At 40.1% G+C, this 17,495-nt stretch carries 18 protein-coding genes; 14 read left to right on the top strand and 4 right to left on the bottom strand.

The window, feature by feature from the left end:
* Positions 1–348 precede the first annotated feature (348 nt).
* Together lpcA and PR683_RS10450 are read left to right on the top strand one after the other, a co-directional pair.
* A complete protein-coding gene (lpcA, locus tag PR683_RS10455; protein WP_004914109.1) occupies positions 349–927 on the top strand; it encodes a D-sedoheptulose 7-phosphate isomerase in 579 nt (192 codons plus the stop codon).
* 28 nt (positions 928–955) lie between these two features.
* A complete protein-coding gene (locus PR683_RS10450) occupies positions 956–1,723 on the top strand; it encodes a class II glutamine amidotransferase (protein ID WP_004914108.1) in 768 nt (255 codons plus the stop codon).
* On the opposite strand, the gene PR683_RS10445 is transcribed toward PR683_RS10450, so the two are convergent.
* A complete protein-coding gene (locus tag PR683_RS10445) occupies positions 1,694–2,431 on the bottom strand; it encodes a L,D-transpeptidase family protein (RefSeq protein ID WP_109911969.1) in 738 nt (245 codons plus the stop codon). The genes PR683_RS10450 and PR683_RS10445 overlap by 30 nt on opposite strands.
* A gap of 416 nt (positions 2,432–2,847) precedes the next feature.
* On the opposite strand from PR683_RS10445, the gene PR683_RS10440 reads away from it, so the two are divergent.
* The 8 genes from PR683_RS10440 (at position 2,848) to nqrM (ending at position 10,203) form a co-directional block, all read left to right on the top strand.
* Positions 2,848–4,191, top strand: coding sequence for a Na(+)-translocating NADH-quinone reductase subunit A (locus tag PR683_RS10440; RefSeq protein ID WP_109911970.1), 1,344 nt, complete (start codon positions 2,848–2,850; stop codon positions 4,189–4,191).
* A 4-nt stretch (positions 4,192–4,195) separates the two neighbouring features.
* Positions 4,196–5,434 carry an NADH:ubiquinone reductase (Na(+)-transporting) subunit B gene (locus PR683_RS10435; protein WP_004914105.1) on the top strand — a complete coding sequence of 413 codons (1,239 nt, stop codon included), beginning with the start codon at positions 4,196–4,198 and terminating at the stop codon, positions 5,432–5,434.
* Positions 5,427–6,221, top strand: coding sequence for a Na(+)-translocating NADH-quinone reductase subunit C (locus tag PR683_RS10430; protein WP_004914104.1), 795 nt, complete (start codon positions 5,427–5,429; stop codon positions 6,219–6,221). The genes PR683_RS10435 and PR683_RS10430 overlap by 8 nt, the downstream gene beginning before the upstream one ends.
* The gene (locus tag PR683_RS10425) at positions 6,214–6,843 is read left to right on the top strand and encodes an NADH:ubiquinone reductase (Na(+)-transporting) subunit D (protein ID WP_004914102.1); all 630 of its coding nucleotides are present in this window, start codon (positions 6,214–6,216) and stop codon (positions 6,841–6,843) included. The genes PR683_RS10430 and PR683_RS10425 overlap by 8 nt, the downstream gene beginning before the upstream one ends.
* A gap of 4 nt (positions 6,844–6,847) precedes the next feature.
* Positions 6,848–7,444: an NADH:ubiquinone reductase (Na(+)-transporting) subunit E gene (gene nqrE / locus PR683_RS10420; RefSeq protein ID WP_004914100.1), complete on the top strand. Its 597-nt coding sequence runs from the start codon at positions 6,848–6,850 to the stop codon at positions 7,442–7,444.
* A gap of 15 nt (positions 7,445–7,459) precedes the next feature.
* A complete protein-coding gene (gene nqrF / locus PR683_RS10415; protein ID WP_004914098.1) occupies positions 7,460–8,686 on the top strand; it encodes an NADH:ubiquinone reductase (Na(+)-transporting) subunit F in 1,227 nt (408 codons plus the stop codon).
* 240 nt (positions 8,687–8,926) lie between these two features.
* Positions 8,927–9,958 carry an FAD:protein FMN transferase gene (locus PR683_RS10410; RefSeq protein WP_042851653.1) on the top strand — a complete coding sequence of 344 codons (1,032 nt, stop codon included), beginning with the start codon at positions 8,927–8,929 and terminating at the stop codon, positions 9,956–9,958.
* A 17-nt stretch (positions 9,959–9,975) separates the two neighbouring features.
* Positions 9,976–10,203 (top strand): (Na+)-NQR maturation NqrM, encoded by a 228-nt coding sequence (gene nqrM, locus PR683_RS10405; protein ID WP_004914094.1) that lies wholly within the window; start codon positions 9,976–9,978, stop codon positions 10,201–10,203.
* 96 nt (positions 10,204–10,299) lie between these two features.
* Here nqrM and PR683_RS10400 read toward each other — a convergent pair whose 3' ends face one another.
* The gene (locus tag PR683_RS10400) at positions 10,300–10,662 is read right to left on the bottom strand and encodes a hypothetical protein (RefSeq protein WP_110732236.1); all 363 of its coding nucleotides are present in this window, start codon (positions 10,660–10,662) and stop codon (positions 10,300–10,302) included.
* A gap of 178 nt (positions 10,663–10,840) precedes the next feature.
* Entirely contained in the window at positions 10,841–11,755 is a 915-nt protein-coding gene (locus tag PR683_RS10395; RefSeq protein WP_110732235.1) for a glycerophosphodiester phosphodiesterase family protein, read from the bottom strand.
* Between the two features lie 284 nt (positions 11,756–12,039).
* On the opposite strand from PR683_RS10395, the gene dinB reads away from it, so the two are divergent.
* Positions 12,040–13,095, top strand: coding sequence for a DNA polymerase IV (gene dinB, locus PR683_RS10390; RefSeq protein ID WP_004914090.1), 1,056 nt, complete (start codon positions 12,040–12,042; stop codon positions 13,093–13,095).
* A 43-nt stretch (positions 13,096–13,138) separates the two neighbouring features.
* Here dinB and pepD read toward each other — a convergent pair whose 3' ends face one another.
* Positions 13,139–14,599 (bottom strand): beta-Ala-His dipeptidase, encoded by a 1,461-nt coding sequence (gene pepD, locus PR683_RS10385; RefSeq protein WP_109911973.1) that lies wholly within the window; start codon positions 14,597–14,599, stop codon positions 13,139–13,141.
* Positions 14,600–15,036: 437 nt separating this feature from the next.
* On the opposite strand from pepD, the gene gpt reads away from it, so the two are divergent.
* The 3 genes from gpt (at position 15,037) to crl (ending at position 17,409) form a co-directional block, all read left to right on the top strand.
* Positions 15,037–15,501: a xanthine phosphoribosyltransferase gene (gene gpt / locus PR683_RS10380; protein ID WP_164528477.1), complete on the top strand. Its 465-nt coding sequence runs from the start codon at positions 15,037–15,039 to the stop codon at positions 15,499–15,501.
* A 184-nt stretch (positions 15,502–15,685) separates the two neighbouring features.
* Entirely contained in the window at positions 15,686–16,936 is a 1,251-nt protein-coding gene (frsA, locus tag PR683_RS10375) for an esterase FrsA (protein WP_004914084.1), read from the top strand.
* Between the two features lie 71 nt (positions 16,937–17,007).
* Positions 17,008–17,409, top strand: a complete 402-nt coding sequence (gene crl / locus PR683_RS10370) for a sigma factor-binding protein Crl (protein ID WP_109911974.1) — start codon at positions 17,008–17,010, stop codon at positions 17,407–17,409.
* Positions 17,410–17,495: the final 86 nt, after the last annotated feature.

Raw genomic sequence — 17,495 nt, 5'->3', positions numbered from 1 at the left:
TGCTTTAATCTATACCCATTAATAAAGAATTAGCAATATATTTACATCCTAATTACAACTTAGCTCACAAAAACGTCATATAAAGGAAAATATCGTAGTAATTTGTATTATTGGCTCTATGAAAAGTCAGGTTATTAGCTATGAGTCACGATGAATTTTGTCGGTAGGATCAAGACAGCGCAATCAAAAGTAGAAACAAAATTATCCCTGTGCAACAATCTGACTATTAAAGATTAATTACTGATATCTATCTGAGTTTTGCCATGGAGCGCCATTTTTCTTTTAGGATAATTTGAATCTGAATTAATCGTGTTTTTTATAACGTATTCTTAATTAAGAGGAAATCTCATGTATCAAGACCTAATCCGCGGTGAGCTAACAGAAGCGGCCGAGACGTTATCGAATTTCCTTAGCGATGACGCCAATATTGCTGCTATCCAACAGGCTGCCGTTTTACTGGCTGACTCTTTTAAAGCGGGTGGCAAAGTATTATCTTGTGGTAATGGGGGCTCTCACTGTGATGCAATGCATTTTGCGGAAGAATTAACAGGGCGTTACCGCGAAAACCGTCCGGGCTATCCTGCGATTGCAATTTCAGATGTGAGTCATTTATCTTGCGTGAGTAATGACTTCGGTTATGAGTATGTTTTCTCACGTTTTATTGAAGCCGTTGGCATGAAAGGCGATGTTTTACTTGGAATTTCTACCTCCGGTAATTCTGGAAACATTATTAAAGCGATTGCAGCTGCGCGTGAAAAAGGCATGAAAGTCATCACATTAACAGGTAAAGATGGCGGGAAAATGGCTGGAACTGCGGATATTGAAATTCGTGTCCCACATTTTGGTTATGCAGACCGTATTCAAGAAATTCATATTAAAGTTATTCATATCTTAATTCAGTTAATTGAAAAAGAGATGGTGAAATAACGTTATTATTGTTTCAGGAGTTTTTTAAATGTGCGAGTTACTTGGCATGAGTGCCAATGTTCCAACTGATATTTCGTTTAGCCTCAGTGGGTTGATTTCCCGAGGAGGTCAAACGGGCCCACATAAAGATGGCTGGGGAATCACCTTTTATGAGGGGCTCGGGTGTCGCACATTTAAAGATCCTCAACCTAGTTTTTTATCACCTGTCGCTCGCTTTGTGCAGGAATATCCGATTAAATCAGAAAGTATTGTTGCTCATATTCGCCAAGCAAACCGAGGGGATGTGTCGTTAGTGAACACTCACCCCTTTACACGGGAGTTATGGGGACGTAATTGGACTTATGCGCACAATGGGCAGTTAAAAGGCTATCGTACACTAAAAACTGGGCGCTATTGCCCGATAGGTGAAACCGATAGCGAATGGGCATTTTGCTGGATACTTCATCAACTCAGTGAAAAGTATCCACGTAGGCCATCGAATTGGAAAAGTGTGTTCCGTTTTATTGCGACACTAGCTGACCAATTGCGTCATAAAGGCGTATTTAATATGTTGCTGTCCGATGGGCAATATATGATGGCCTTTAGCTCGACGAATTTACATTGGCTAACGCGTAAGGCACCGTTTGGTAAAGCAAAATTACTTGACCAAGATATTGAAATCGATTTCGAACAGTGTACGACACCTACTGATGTGGTCTCTGTGATCGCAACGCAACCACTCACGGGCAACGAAAACTGGCAGCGAATTGACCCAGGCAATTTTGTCTTATTCTATCTTGGTGAGCGCATATTGTGATTTAGACCCTAACAATTTTGTTGGGGTCTCAGCTTGGTCAATAACCGCATATTTACCTAAAGAGACTGACACCTCAGCAGGCCTTCCTGTGCGGTTGAAATACTCATAGGCCGGTTGTAATTGTTTCCAAAAAGCATAGTGGCTGGAATTGCGATAGCGCAGCATATTTTCATTTGTCATTTTAAATGGATAAATGCTGACATTAATGACGGACTGTCCACTGAGTAAGGCTGTTTCTACTGTTTGGTAAATCTCACCCATATATTTGTCCGTCATGGCATAACATCCCACAGAAACGCAACTGCCATGGATCATAAGATAGCTGCCACTATAACCTTGTGCTTTATCAAACTCATTAGGAAAACCAATATTGATAGATCGGTAATACCGACTATTAGGATTGAGCTGTTCGGCAGTAATTTGATAAAATCCTTCTGGACTTTTCAGGTCACCTTCAATTTTTTTGGGGCCTAGCCCGCCAGAAAACTTACAAATTGGGTAAGTTTTCGACAGTTTATATTTTCCTGATGGCGTTTTTTGGTAGAGTTCTAATAAACCTTCTTGCTTAAATATTTGAATAAAAATAGATGAGTTTGGGCTATCCGATACGTTATTATTAAGTAGAAATGAATAGTTACTTGCCTGAATAACAGGAGAATATATGAGTACAAATAAGAAAATTGCACTAAAAAATTTACTTAATTTCATATCTAAGCCATATCAAGAAAATGTTATTGAATAAAAAGAGTACATATTTTATGCATTCTAGACGAGTAAATCGAAAATTAATATAGTTTGTTAATAGTTTTTAAATGAACCTTTATTGTTTAAATAATGAACAATGATCGATAAATGTGAGCTTAAATATCGATAATATCGAATTGTTAACAAAAAAATTTAAATATTAATGCAATTTGCTTGAACTATGTCACTTCTATAGCCGGACATAGAGAGTGGGAACTGATAAAATTATGGTTGGCAGAAGATAAAATTTAGTAACAATTATGTGAGAATACCTGCTTAAGTGATGCCTATTGCTTGAGCTATTTTTTATTTAATGAGTCGCTATCATTCATTGCTGAATCGTTAGCTTAGGGTTTAACTGATAAACTTGTGCAGATCTTATGATTAAAATTAAAAAAGGCCTCAACCTTCCTATTGCAGGTGAGCCAGCCCAAGTGATAGAAGACGGCCCGAAAATTCAACACGTAGCTGTGCTAGGTGAGGAATATGTCGGAATGCGTCCTTCGATGCTGGTTAAAGAAGGTGAGCGTGTAGTTAAAGGACAGGTTCTTTTTGAAGATAAAAAGAACCCAGGGGTTTTATTTACAAGCCCAGCCTGCGGTAAAATTGTTGCTATTCATCGTGGTGAGCGTCGTGTGCTTCAATCTGTTGTCATCGAAATAGATGGTGATGAACAAGAAACTTTTGCAGCTTATACTCGTGATGAGCTATCTACATTAACGCAACAGCAAGTCGAAGAAAACTTGATAAAATCGGGTTTGTGGACTTCTTTAAGAACGCGTCCATTTAGCCGTTCTCCACAACCAGGTTCTTCACCTATCGCTATTTTTGTCACTGCAATGGATACCAATCCACTTGCAGCGGATCCTATTTTAGTTATTCAAGAGCAAGAACAAGCATTTAACGATGGGCTTTTGGTTCTAAGCCGTTTAACAGAAGGTAAAATCCATGTTTGTCATGGAGAGGGAGACTTACCGAAGAATACGGCTCATAACCAAATTTCTTATACCCAATTTATAGGGCCGCATCCTGCAGGTTTAGTGGGAACTCATATTCATTTCTTGGAACCCGTTAGCATCAAGAAAAAAGTTTGGAGCCTTAATTACCAAGACGTTATTGCTATTGGTAAGCTATTTGTTACGGGTCACCTATACACAGACCGCGTGATTTCATTAGCAGGGCCACAAGTTGAAAAGCCTCGTCTTCTGCGTACTCGTCTAGGTGCTGATTTATATGAATTAACACAAGGTCAGCTTAAAGCGGGTGAAAATCGTATTATTTCTGGTTCAGTCCTTTGGGGCGTGACATGTGATGATACTCATCACTATCTTGGTCGTTTTCACAATCAAGTTTCAGTGTTAGCCGAAGGTCGCAATAAAGAGTTATTTGGCTGGATTATGCCTGGTGTTAATAAGTTTACGATTACGCGTACCACAATCGGGCACTTCCTGAAAAATAAACGTTTTAATTTCACAACGACAATGAACGGCGGTGAGCGTTCGATGGTACCAATTGGTAATTACGAGCGAGTCATGCCTCTCGATATCATGGTCACTCATTTGTTGCGCGATCTCCTCGCTGGAGACACTGATACATCACAAGAATTGGGCTGTTTAGAGTTGGACGAAGAAGATCTAGGTTTATGTACCTATGTTTGCCCAGCGAAATATGAATATGGTCCAGTGCTACGTGATGTTCTGACCAAGATTGAGCTAGAAGGGTGATTCCATGGGTCTGAAAAATTTATTTGAAAAGTATGAGCACCATTTTGAGCCCGGTGGAAAGTTAGAAAAATACTATGCGTTATTTGAAGCAGTTTCGACTGTTTTTTATACGCCGGGTACGGTAACAAAAGGGCGTTCTCATGTCAGGGATACCATCGACCTGAAACGTATGATGATATTGGTGTGGCTAGCGGTTTTCCCAGCGATGTTCTGGGGAATGTATAACGTTGGTAACCAAGCCATCCCAGCTTTGCACCAATTATATAGCGGGGCGGAGTTACAGCAAGTTCTCGCGAGTGATTGGCATTATAGCTTAGCACAGTTTCTAGGTGCATCACTTTCGATGGATGCAGGGTGGGGAAGTAAAATGCTGCTAGGTGCAGTGTATTTCCTTCCTATTTATGCTGTCGTTTTCTTAGTCGGTGGTTTCTGGGAAGTTTTATTCGCCATGATCCGCGGCCATGAAATTAACGAAGGCTTCTTTATTACCTCGATTTTATTTGCCTTGATTGTGCCACCAACCATTCCTTTATGGCAGGCTGCATTAGGTATCACTTTCGGGGTTGTTGTTGCGAAAGAAATTTTTGGCGGTACTGGGCGTAACTTCTTAAACCCGGCATTAGCTGGCCGTGCTTTCTTATTCTTTGCTTATCCTGCTCAAATATCAGGTGACTTAGTTTGGACTGCAGCAGATGGCTTCTCTGGTGCGACACCATTATCACAATGGGCAACCGGTGGTGAGCATGCCCTAATGAACACGGTGACTCATGAACCTATTACTTGGATGCAAGCCTTTTTAGGTAATATGCCAGGTTCAATTGGTGAAGTGTCAACACTGATGTTGTTTATTGGTGGTGCTCTTATCATGTTCTTCCGTATCGCATCATGGCGTATTGTTGCTGGCGTGATGGTTGGCATGATTGCAATGTCCTACCTATTCAATGCTATTGGCTCTGATACTAACCCGTTATTTGCCATGCCATGGTGGTGGCACATGGTACTTGGTGGCTTCGCATTCGGTATGATTTTTATGGCGACAGACCCGGTATCAGCGTCTTTCACAGACAAAGGTAAATGGGCGTACGGCATTCTGATCGGTGTAATGTGTGTTCTTATCAGGGTTGTTAACCCAGCTTATCCAGAAGGGATGATGCTGGCGATCCTATTCGCCAACCTGTTTGCTCCTCTGTTTGACTATCTGGTCGTTCAAGCAAATATTAAGCGGAGAAAAGCTCGTGGCTAATGAAAAACCAATGAATAACGATAGCGTCGGCAGAACATTTCTAGTTGTTTTTATTCTTTGTCTAGTTTGCTCTATTGTCGTCGCAGGGGCTGCAGTTGGTCTAAAACCACAGCAGCAAGAACAGATTCAGTTAGATACTCAACGTAATATTTTAAGTGTTGCTGGCTTGCTGCAACCTAAAATGACCGCTGAGGAAGTTCAAGATGTATATAAGGATCGTATCGAACCTAAGCTTTTGAATTTTAAAACTAATGAATTATCTGATAGCACTAGCCGTTATGACTTAAATAGCGAGCTACGCAGCGAAGAAACGAGTATTGCACTCTCTCCTGCAGAAGATATTGCAAAAATTCGCCGTCGTGCCAATAGCGCTGAAATCTATTTAGTTAAAGATGAAGCTGGAAAAGTATCACAAATTATTTTACCTGTTTACGGCTCTGGTTTGTGGTCTGTCATGTATGCCTTTATTGCGGTAGATGTAGATGGTGTCACCTCTCGTGGTATTACTTACTATGCACATGGCGAAACACCAGGGCTGGGCGGTGAGGTTGATAACCCTCAGTGGAAAGCCCAATGGCCAGGTAAAAAACTGTTCAATGAGCAGGGGGTTCCGGCAATTAAAATAGTGCGCGGTGGTGCGACAGATAACCCATTCGGTATCGACGGCCTTTCAGGTGCGACTCTAACATCAAACGGAATCCAGCATATGTTTGATTTCTGGTTAGGGGATAACGGTTTTGGTCCGTTCCTGAAAAAAGTACGTGAAGGAGCGCTGAATAATGGCTGATTCAAAAGAAGTAAAACGCGTCCTACTTGGACCGTTATTGGATAACAACCCAATTGCTTTACAGGTATTAGGGGTTTGTTCTGCACTGGCAGTGACAACGAAGTTAGAAACAGCACTCGTTATGACGATTGCTGTAACCTTAGTGACGGCATTTTCTAACTTCTTTATTTCACTCATCAGGAATTATATTCCGAGCAGCGTACGTATTATCGTTCAAATGGCAATCATTGCTTCTTTAGTTATTGTGGTTGACCAAATTTTACGTGCATATGCCTATGAAATATCAAAACAACTTTCTGTATTTGTTGGCTTGATTATTACTAACTGTATCGTAATGGGGCGTGCTGAAGCTTATGCAATGAAAGCACCACCAATTGAAAGCTTCATGGACGGTATTGGTAATGGCCTAGGTTACGGTGTGATCCTTGTTTTAGTCGGCTTTTTACGTGAGTTATTTGGTTCCGGCAAATTGTTTGGTATCACAGTTTTTGAATCACTACAAACCGGTGGTTGGTACATGCCAAATGGCCTGTTCCTCCTCGCGCCAAGTGCATTCTTTATCATCGGTATGCTGATTTGGGGGTTACGTACCCTGAAACCAGCTCAGGTAGAGAAGGACTAATCACATGGAACACTATATTAGCCTGTTTGTTAAAGCCATTTTTATTGAAAATATGGCATTAGCATTTTTCTTGGGAATGTGTACCTTCCTTGCGGTATCGAAGAATGTAAAAACTGCTTTTGGACTGGGTATCGCTGTAACGGTAGTTCTTGGGATTTCTGTCCCAGCTAATAACTTGGTATACAACTTAGTATTGCGTGATGGTGCGATTGCTGAAGGTATCGACTTATCCTTCTTGAACTTCATCACGTTTATCGGTGTTATTGCCGCGTTAGTTCAGATCCTTGAAATGATTTTAGATCGCTACTTCCCATCACTGTATAACGCGTTAGGTATCTTTTTGCCATTGATTACCGTTAACTGTGCCATTTTTGGTGGTGTTTCTTTCATGGCGCAACGTGACTATAACTTTAGCGAATCGGTCGTATATGGGTTCGGTTCGGGGATCGGTTGGATGCTCGCAATCGTATTGATGGCAGCTATTCGAGAGAAGATGAAGTACTCAGATATTCCATCGGGTCTAAAAGGGTTAGGTATCACCTTTGTGACAACCGGTTTAATGGCATTGGGCTTTATGTCCTTCTCCGGTGTGCAGCTATAAAGGCGAGAAGAATTCATGGAAATTATTATTTTAGGTGTCGTGATGTTTACCCTGATTGTCTTGGTGCTGACAGGCTTAATCCTGTTTGCAAAATCCAAGCTAGTCAACACAGGGAACATCAAAGTTGAAGTTAATGGCGATCCAGACAAAAGTTTTGAAGCTCCTGCGGGTGACAAGCTATTAGGCATGTTATCAAACCAAGGTATTTTTGTTTCATCAGCGTGCGGTGGTGGTGGCTCTTGTGGTCAGTGCCGTGTGAAAATCAAAGAAGGCGGTGGTGATATTCTGCCTACTGAGCTTTCTCACATTAATAAACGTGAAGCAAAAGAAGGCTGCCGGTTAGCGTGTCAGGTCAACGTTAAGCAAGATTTAAAAATTGAGCTTCCAGAAGAAATATTTGGCGTGAAAAAATGGGAGTGTGAAGTTATTTCTAATGATAACAAAGCCACTTTCATTAAAGAGCTGAAATTGAAAATTCCAGAAGGAGAGGTCGTTCCTTTCCGTGCGGGTGGCTTTATTCAGATTGAATGCCCTGCACATGTTGTCAAATATGAAGATTTTGATGTACCAGAAGAGTACCGTGAAGATTGGGATAAATTTAACCTATTCCGTTATGTGTCTGAGGTTAAAGAGCCAACTGTTCGCGCCTATTCCATGGCAAACTACCCGGAAGAGCATGGTATTATCATGCTAAACGTGCGTATTGCTACACCACCACCTCGTAATCCGGATGTTCCACCAGGAATTATGTCCTCTTATATTTGGTCATTAAAGCCAGGGGATAAAGTGACTATTTCTGGGCCGTTTGGTGAGTTTTTCGCTAAAGAAACGGAAGCTGAAATGGTGTTTATCGGTGGTGGTGCGGGTATGGCACCAATGCGTTCTCATATATTCGACCAACTGCGCCGCTTAGATTCTAAACGTAAGATTAGTTTCTGGTATGGTGCACGTTCTGTCCGTGAGATGTTCTACACCGAAGATTTTGACCAACTCGCTGCAGAACATGAAAACTTTACATGGAATGTAGCACTTTCTGACCCTATGCCTGAAGATAATTGGAATGGTTATACTGGCTTCATCCATAATGTCTTATATGAAAACTACTTGAAAGATCATCCAGCACCGGAAGATTGTGAGTTCTACATGTGTGGTCCTCCAATGATGAATGCTGCCGTGATCAAAATGTTGAAAGACCTCGGAGTTGAAGATGAAAATATCTTATTGGATGACTTCGGTGGTTAAGCAACTTAGCTGATTTTATTAGACTAATCAAAGTCAGTAGACAGTAACACTTTAAAGAGGGAAAATATTTTCCCTCTTTGTGATTTTAGTAAATCTATTAAGCGCTAATTAGTTAACGGTTAATAGGTAGGTTTATGATTATTTTGACTGGAACATTCTCTGCATGGGTGACGATGTAAAGTGTGTTAATAGTCTGGGCGGCCTTAACAAAATGCGCTCATGATTGACGCGGAGAAAATTATGCTAAGTAAAAGAATTTATACCTCGGTACTGCTATTTGTTGCAGCACTGTTTCTTACTGCCTGTGGTGGACCTGAACAACAGAATCTTCAGGGGCAAACAATGGGTACGTATTATTCGGTTAAATATGTCACAGATTCTTCGGAGCCAAAGCCTGAAGCAATTCAAGCCGAAATAGATAAACGTTTGGAAGAAGTTAACGACCAAATGTCAACATATCGCCCAGACTCAGAATTAAGTCGTTTTAATCAGTTTAAAGAAGTCAATACACCGTTCCCTGTTTCTGCAGCAACGGCAACTGTAGTTAAAAAAGCCATTGAAATTAATAAGCTGACAGATGGTTCATTAGATGTAACGGTTGGGCCTTTAGTTAATTTATGGGGGTTTGGCCCTGAAGGAAGAGTCACTAAAGCACCTTCGGATGAAGAATTGGCTAAGCGCAGAGCATGGGTTGGTATCGAAAAACTCGCTGTTCAAGATAATAACTTAATTAAAACAATCCCTGAGCTATATGTCGATCTTTCCTCCATTGCGAAAGGTTATGGTGTCGACGTTGTTGCTGAATATTTAGAATCATTAGGTATCAATAATTATATGGTTGATATTGGTGGTGAAGTGCGTACGAAAGGAACAAATGGTAAAGAAGTGCCATGGCGTATCGCAATAGAAAAACCCGCATCGGATGGTGTCAGCCAAACAGCACAAGAGATTATTGAACCAGGTGACCGCTCTATCGCTACATCAGGGGACTACCGTAATTACTTCGAGCAAGATGGCGTTCGTTTTTCTCATACGATAGACCCAAAAACAGGAAAACCAATCACACATAATTTAGTCTCTATTACAGTAATTGCAGAAAATTGCATGAGTGCTGATGGCTTATCTACAGGACTAAATGTTTTAGGGCCTGAAGTTGGCTTTGCTTTAGCTGAAAAAATGAATATTCCTGTTTTTATGATTGTTAAGACAGATAAAGGTTTTGAAGAGCGCTATACTAAGGCATTCGAACCATTTTTAACCAAAAAACAGTAGTTGTAGGAGGATAAAAAATGCTGAATATTTTTATTGCAGCCTTTGCACTGTTTTTGCTGGCCTTTTTAGGTATGTCACTTGGGTATATTATTAAACGTAAGAGTATCCAAGGTAGCTGCGGCGGGTTAAGCAGTATTGGTGTTGAAAAGGTGTGTGATTGCCCTGAGCCTTGTGATGCACGTAAAAAACGTATGGCGCGTGAAGAAGCCCGTCAAAAATTACTGGATAAAAACCGTATTATTTGAATAGTAATATTTAACGGTTCTATAACTAGTAATGAGCCGGAGATGTCTAAATATAGTTATTAGACATCTCCAAATATTACTTTCCCGTTATACAGTCTAAATTAATTGCATTTTCTTAGCACATGAAACAGAGACAGGGTAATTAACATGCATGCTTTTTGTCTCACCATCAAATCTAATCGTGACCTTTCCATTATCATTGTTGTTAATTTGGCAAGGTAAAAAATCACCACTACTCCACAGTTCATTACTTTTCGTAGTAATTTTAGCTTTCCAAGCACTTTTACCTGTTGTTGAGTAAGGGAATGAATTTACGTTAGAGCTAGATGTGGCATGTGCTAGATTATAAAATATAAACACATTATCATAGGGGTTATCACTATTATGATAATGTATTTCAACTTTCCTTAATGTTTCATTCCAATAATTCTCGACAATCATTGTTCCAATATTTGACATATAAAACCTTTTTTAAATTATTTTAAATAGAATTTTTGTGATGGATTAAATATATCAAGTTTTCTATAGCAGTAAATTAAGAACAATTATTATTAATTGATGAAAAGAATGTTTTTAAGATGTGATTTAATTCCTAAGCTATTATTAAAGTAATAATAGCTTAGGTGATGTTATTAGATTATTTTTTAAATGCTTTTGGGGAATCAACCATTACAGCATCAACACCAATTTCTTTTGCGAGTTGGTAGTCACTGTCATTATTAACACCAAAGACAATGATATAGGCATTGCCATTTTTTCTAAAACAGTCAATGGCTTCTTTATCCCATGAAAGGGTTGCTGGCGAGCGTGCTTCGCCTAAAGTATATTTTTCGACCACTTCAACTTTACGATGTAGTTCAAAGCCATACCAGCGAGTTGTTGTTTTGTCATTTTCTATTGAACATTGATGGTTCATCACAACATTTGCCAACAGGGTGCGAGTCTCATCACGACTTTCAAATAATGGGATCTTTGGAGAAAGGGATTTGAGTGCTTTTAAAAATTCATCATTAGTGGAATAAAAACGTACTTGGTTAAATGCATTAGTTTTATCTAAGAGAGCTAAAATCGCCTTTGCTTGAATATCAGGGTTGGCATCAGGGGATTTTAAATCTACGTAGAAAGTTGTGTCTGGGTATTTTTGCAGAATATTTTCTAGTGTAGTGATAGTTGTTTTTTGTAAGGGGAATTGCTGATTATGTTTTTGACTAAACTTATAAGCAGCATTGACGTGATTGAGTTGTTCTACTGTATAAGCAGATACGTTACCTTTTTTGTCCGTCAATGAATCTAGATCACTCGGACGATATAGGACTAATTGATTATCTTTACTAAGTTGAACGGTAAGCCAAATAGCATCGGCATTATTTTGCTTGGCTAAATCAATGGCATAAATTGTGTTTTCTGGTGCATCTGCTGTTCCTGCACGGTGAGCTACAATTTTAGGGGATAGTGCTAAATTAGGGGATAGTGCGAAAACTGTTTGGCTAGCAAGCAGCATAATGAGAGGAGCCATAAATTTAACATATTTTGATGTTGATATAATTGCCATAGAGATGATCCATAAATAGTTTTTCAAGATATTGTTGTTGGTAAAACAACTCTTTTTATTACTTTTTTGTTTAAAAGTAAGTAGTAATACTTATTTTTAAGACAAACTTTAAGCCGAATCTAGAGTTGGATAGCTTGGCAGATGATTATTGCAATAATATGAATTACCTAATTATCATGGAGTTAGCTTTTTCATTCGTCAATTTTATGGTGATGTGACAATAATTGCATGGCTAATAAAAATACTGTATATTTAATCAGGTGTTTGATTGGCAGAGTTAACCCGTGCGTAAAATTATTCATATTGATATGGACTGCTTTTATGCAGCGATCGAAATGCGTGACGACCCAAGCCTTCGTAATGTCCCCATTGCAGTGGGGGGAAGCGCAGATCGCCGAGGCGTTATTAGTACTGCAAATTATGAAGCCCGTCGCTACGGTGTTCACAGTGCGATGTCTACTGCGATTGCACTTAGGCTTTGCCCTCACTTGAAAGTGGTTCCTGGGCATATGGCACTTTACAAAGAAACCTCCCTGTATATTCGAAAAATATTTGCTCGCTATACTGACCTCATAGAACCACTTTCTCTTGATGAAGCTTATTTGGATGTCACTGATTGTACGCAATTACATGGCTCTGCAACGCTAATTGCTGAGGCCATTCGCCAGCAAATCTTTGATGAACTGCAATTAACCGCTTCAGCGGGGATAGCGCCAATAAAATTTTTGGCGAAAATAGCTTCAGATATGAATAAACCCAATGGCCAATTCGTGATCACGCCGCAAAATATGGATCAATTTATTCTTAGCTTGCCCCTTAAAAAAATTCCTGGCGTGGGTAAGGTAACCGCTCAGAAATTAGCGGATATGGGGTTACTCACTTGTGCTGACGTCCAAAAATATGATGTTGTTACATTGGTTAAAAGCATGGGTAAATTCGGGCAGGTACTTTGGGATCGATGCCATGGTATCGATGAGCGTGCTATTAACCCTGATAGACTCAGAAAGTCGGTAGGGGTTGAACGCACCCTTGCAGAAGATATATATCAATGGAGCGATTGTCTGCCTCTGCTTGATAAACTCTATGACGAACTACAATTACGTCTAGCGAAGGTAAAACCCGATCTGCGTATTGCTCGTCAAGGTGTAAAATTTAAATTTGCAGACTTTCAGCAAACAACACAAGAACACGTATACCCAATTCTTAATAAACAAGATTTAGTCCAGATAGCGAAACAAGTTTGGGATAATCGCCGCTTAGGGCGTGGTGTTCGGTTAGTTGGTTTGCATGTGATGCTGCAAAGCCCGCAGCTTGAAAGGCAATTATTACTTGAATTATAAAAAACACCCATCGCATGATGGGTGTTTCATAACAATTAATTGCTTATTCTTTGACTGGAATTGCTTTTAAAACCGCAGTTAGTAATTTCCAATACTCTCCAACGCTTGCAATGTGTACACGTTCATCAGGGGAGTGTGCACCGCGAATAGTTGGCCCAATTGAAACCATATCCATGTCTGGGTAAGGTTTTTTGAATAGACCACACTCAAGTCCTGCGTGGATCACCATGACATTAGGGATTTTACCGAACAGCTTGTTGTAGGTATCGCTGACTAAATGCATTACTGGTGAGTCTGCATCTGGTTGCCAACCTGGGTAGCTACCTTCTGCACGGTATTGGGCTTGTGCTAATTTACTGATAGATGTCAACATGTTAACAACGTAGTTTTTGCCGCTATCGATAAGTGAACGAACAAGGAAGATAATTTCTGCTTTATCTTCAGTTAGTCGTACAACACCTTCGTTAAGTGAGGTTTCAACCACGCCAATGGCAACATCACTCATGCGGATCACACCGTTTGGCGCCGCATTTAAGAAGAAAACAAAACGTTTTTGGCAGTCATCAGAAAGTGCTTTTAATTCGCTTTGCGTTTCATCTAGTAGCAGAACAAGGTTAGGCTCAACGACGGCTAATTCATTTTTCAGAATATCTTCATAACGAGCTCTTAGGGCAGTTAACTCAGCGACTTTGTTCGCAGGAACGGCAATAATGGCGTAAGCTTCCCGAGGAATGGCGTTACGAACAGTACCACCTCTGAAATCTAATAGTTTTAGGTTTAAATCTTCTGCGTGGCCAGCTAGAAAACGTGCTAACAGCTTATTGGCATTACCTAAGCCTAAATGTACATCACCACCAGAGTGCCCACCTTTTAGGCCTTTTAGGGTCATTGTGAAGGTTTTATAGCCTTGTGGTAATGCTTCACGCGTCAGGTCAAACGTAGAGGTAAAGTCAACCCCACCAGCACAACCCATGTAAATTTCACCTTCTTCTTCTGAGTCGGTGTTAATCAGAATATCGGCTTGTAACCAGCCTGCTTTCAAGCCAAACGCACCTTCCATGCCGGCTTCTTCAGTCATGGTCAGAAGAACTTCCATTGGCCCATGCTCAACACTATCATCAGCAAGAACAGCCAACGCAGAAGCTAAGCCAATGCCGTTATCAGCACCTAAAGTGGTTCCTTCAGCGGTGACCCATTCACCATTAACATATGGACGAATTGGATCTGTTTTAAAGTCATGTACCGTGTCGTTATTTTTCTGTGGCACCATGTCTAAGTGAGCTTGTAAAACAACGCCTTTGCGGTTTTCATAACCAGGGGTTGCAGGTTTACGGATCAGAATATTACCCACTTCATCACGTTCAACGTGAAAGCCTTTTTGTTTTGACCAATCAACAATATGTGCGGCTAAGGCTTCTTCGTGGTATGAAGGGTGCGGGATAGAACAGATTTTCGCGAAGATGTCCCATAGTGGTTGGGGGGATAATGTAGCTAGCTCAGACACGTCTCTCTCCTTTTATTTTCCCTTTATATTTCAATCTGTAGCGTTGTTGGCTTCATTCATAAATCCCAGTCACATACTTATGTATGCTCCTAGGATTTACTCATTTGCCGCCTAGCTACAAATTGAACTATTTAGGGATAATATCCTGAATAACCCAGTAGGAGCTGATCGGCAACCAACGTTAATTTCAGCTTCAATTTTAAAAGGAATATTGCTGTAATTATGACCTAACAGCCTGAAGTTTCGAATTAAAGGCTGCCTCTTTTATAAACTCAGGATAACACTTTCTTTTGAGCAATGGACAGTGTAAATGATAATAATTAATGTCGAATGGTGCTTTTTACTGGTTTTTAACCGGCCAAATCACTATAATCTCGCGCAACCTTTTTTCCGCAAGACACATTTCAGATTTACTCAGCAGTCGGGACCCGAATTTTATGAGCGAAAAATATGTCGTAACGTGGGATATGTTGCAAATACATGCCCGTAAACTCGCACAACGTTTATTACCAGTAGAGCAATGGACCGGTATTATCGCGGTTAGCCGTGGTGGCCTTGTTCCTGGAGCACTTCTAGCACGCGAACTTGGTATTCGTAACGTTGACACCGTTTGTATTTCTAGCTATGACCATGACAACCAGCGCGAATTAACCGTGATTAAACGTGCTGAAGGTGATGGTGAAGGCTATATTGTCATTGATGATTTGGTGGATACAGGCGGCACAGCTCAAGCTATCCGTAACATGTACCCTAAAGCCCACTTTGTTACTATTTTTGCAAAACCTGCAGGGCGTCCATTAGTGGATGACTACATAGTTGATATTCCACAAGACACATGGATCGAACAGCCATGGGATATGGGCGTCGTTTTTGTTAAACCATTGTGTGAACAAGATAAATAAATCTGTGTTTTACGCGAGCTTTAGGTAAAAACATTGTAATTATAAAGTGTTATAGAATTTATTGATTGCAAAAACACATTAATACCTAAAATTTTTAAGCTAAACACGATATAATTTGGGGAGTGCATTTTTGCATTCCCTTTATTTTTGGCCAAATTCAACTCTGATAGACAAGGAAATAGGGATGACTCAGCAAAACCTTTCAGAAAAACTTTTCAAACCTAAAGTCAGACAAGTTGAAACGTCAACATTAGTCTCTTATTCATCTCAAACAATTTCTCAAATTAAAGAACATAGTGTGTTAAGTGGGTCTCACCATGCGGGGTGGTACCGTATGATTAACCGCTTAATGTGGATTTGGCGGGGAATAGACGCCTTAGAAATTGAAGAGGTGCTAAGCCGTATTGCTATCTCAGATGCTGAGCGTAGTGATGATAATTTATTGGATACAGTCATTGGTAATCGTCGTGGAAACTGGTGTTTTGAATGGTCCCAGCAAGCCATGCATTGGCAGCAAAAAGCGTTAGAGTTTGAAAAAGGTGCAGAAGCAGGGGATGCTTGGTTGCGTTCTGCTAATTTGTACAGCATTGCAGCTTATCCTTTTATTAAAGGTGACGAGCTGGCTGACCAAGCTATTTTGTTGGCTTGTAAAGCGTATGATAGCGCAGCAAAATTTTCTCAATATCGCTTAAAGAAAATTCCATTTAAAGTTGATGGTGGAAAAGAAGTCTGTGGCTTTTTACATATTCCTTCACACGGTCAAGGGCCTTACCCGACCGTGATGATTTGCGGCATGTTAGATAGCTTACAAATTGATTTTTGCCGCTATTTCCGTGACTACCTCGAACCTCTCGGTATTGCGATGCTAACACTGGATATGCCATCTATTGGTTATTCGGTAAAACAAAAGCTTACACAGGAAACAAGCACCCTACATGAGCAAATTGTTCGCCAGATTGGGGATATCGCTTGGATTGACCACACGCGTTTTGGTATCGTGGGTATGCGTTTTGGCGCAAATATAGCATTAAGATTAGCTTATATGTGTCCAGATAAGATTAAAGCAGTCGCTGTCATAGGGCCAATTGTGCACAGTTTATTGCATGAAGAGAAATATCAGCAGGATATTCCTCGAATGGTTCTGGATGTGTTCGCCAGTCGTTTGGGTATTTATCAAGTTGATGGTTCTGCTTTACGCCATGAGTTAAGTTGTTATTCACTTAAAAATCAAGGGCTTTTAGGGCGACGCAGTAAAGTCCCAATGTTATCGGTTAGCCTCAAAGATGATATTTATAGCCCTAAAGCCGAATCTGATTTAATTCGACGCTCTTCGATGGATGCTGATACGATAATGCTACCAAGCCAGCCTGTTTTTGCTAATTTTGAAAAGGCGTTAAGTGAAACTACTAATTGGTTAAAAGCAAAAATACTTTAATTTTATTTAATAACTTGCTTATTTTTACCCATTTGTTAAAAAGGGATCTTCCCAAGAAGGAGATCCTTAACATGGCTTTACCGACTGATTACTCAAATGGAAAGTATTTAAAGAAGTTTGCTTCGATAGGACCTTATTTACGTGAAAAACAATGTTTAAATGGCTGTTATATATTTGATAGCCTCGTTGTTTGCGTGAATGCAAATATTGCCCCAGAAAAACGCGAATTTTGGGGGTGGTGGCTAAAATTGGTAGCAACTGATAAGGGCTTTGAATTTATTTATCATTTTGGCCTATACAACAGTCATGGTAGTTGGCAAGTCAAAGCACTAAAAGATGCGGCAACCATTGAAGCGACCGAGCAAAATTTAGTGTCATTTCACCAAGCCCTTGCAAAACAATTATCTGAACTTGAGTTAAGCCTCTTTCCCTCCCCGCTAATGGCAGAATTAAAACTGGAATTAAGCGCATAAATTTGTTTTAAACCAACTTTTGTTGAATTTTGCGTTATGCTTGTTGGCATAACGCGCTTCTCCTGATAAAAATGATACCTACTTTT

This window comes from Providencia sp. PROV269, assembly GCF_028477785.1.
GTDB classification, from domain to species: Bacteria; Pseudomonadota; Gammaproteobacteria; order Enterobacterales; family Enterobacteriaceae; genus Providencia; species Providencia rettgeri.
Note: the sequence above shows the minus strand (reverse complement) of the source record. Positions and strands in the feature narration are given on the sequence as shown.

What these genes read in the sequence shown, in the direction of transcription:
- PR683_RS10410 (WP_042851653.1), top strand. Translation starts at nt 8,927, where the DNA reads ATGCTAAGTAAAAGAATTTATACCTCGGTACTGCTATTTGTTGCAGCA.
- crl (WP_109911974.1), top strand. Translation starts at nt 17,008, where the DNA reads ATGGCTTTACCGACTGATTACTCAAATGGAAAGTATTTAAAGAAGTTT.
- PR683_RS10425 (WP_004914102.1), top strand. Translation starts at nt 6,214, where the DNA reads ATGGCTGATTCAAAAGAAGTAAAACGCGTCCTACTTGGACCGTTATTG.
- PR683_RS10450 (WP_004914108.1), top strand. Translation starts at nt 956, where the DNA reads ATGTGCGAGTTACTTGGCATGAGTGCCAATGTTCCAACTGATATTTCG.
- PR683_RS10445 (WP_109911969.1), bottom strand. Translation starts at nt 2,431, where the DNA reads ATGAAATTAAGTAAATTTTTTAGTGCAATTTTCTTATTTGTACTCATA.
- PR683_RS10395 (WP_110732235.1), bottom strand. Translation starts at nt 11,755, where the DNA reads ATGGCAATTATATCAACATCAAAATATGTTAAATTTATGGCTCCTCTC.
- PR683_RS10435 (WP_004914105.1), top strand. Translation starts at nt 4,196, where the DNA reads ATGGGTCTGAAAAATTTATTTGAAAAGTATGAGCACCATTTTGAGCCC.
- lpcA (WP_004914109.1), top strand. Translation starts at nt 349, where the DNA reads ATGTATCAAGACCTAATCCGCGGTGAGCTAACAGAAGCGGCCGAGACG.
- frsA (WP_004914084.1), top strand. Translation starts at nt 15,686, where the DNA reads ATGACTCAGCAAAACCTTTCAGAAAAACTTTTCAAACCTAAAGTCAGA.
- gpt (WP_164528477.1), top strand. Translation starts at nt 15,037, where the DNA reads ATGAGCGAAAAATATGTCGTAACGTGGGATATGTTGCAAATACATGCC.
- nqrE (WP_004914100.1), top strand. Translation starts at nt 6,848, where the DNA reads ATGGAACACTATATTAGCCTGTTTGTTAAAGCCATTTTTATTGAAAAT.
- PR683_RS10400 (WP_110732236.1), bottom strand. Translation starts at nt 10,662, where the DNA reads ATGTCAAATATTGGAACAATGATTGTCGAGAATTATTGGAATGAAACA.
- PR683_RS10440 (WP_109911970.1), top strand. Translation starts at nt 2,848, where the DNA reads ATGATTAAAATTAAAAAAGGCCTCAACCTTCCTATTGCAGGTGAGCCA.
- nqrF (WP_004914098.1), top strand. Translation starts at nt 7,460, where the DNA reads ATGGAAATTATTATTTTAGGTGTCGTGATGTTTACCCTGATTGTCTTG.
- nqrM (WP_004914094.1), top strand. Translation starts at nt 9,976, where the DNA reads ATGCTGAATATTTTTATTGCAGCCTTTGCACTGTTTTTGCTGGCCTTT.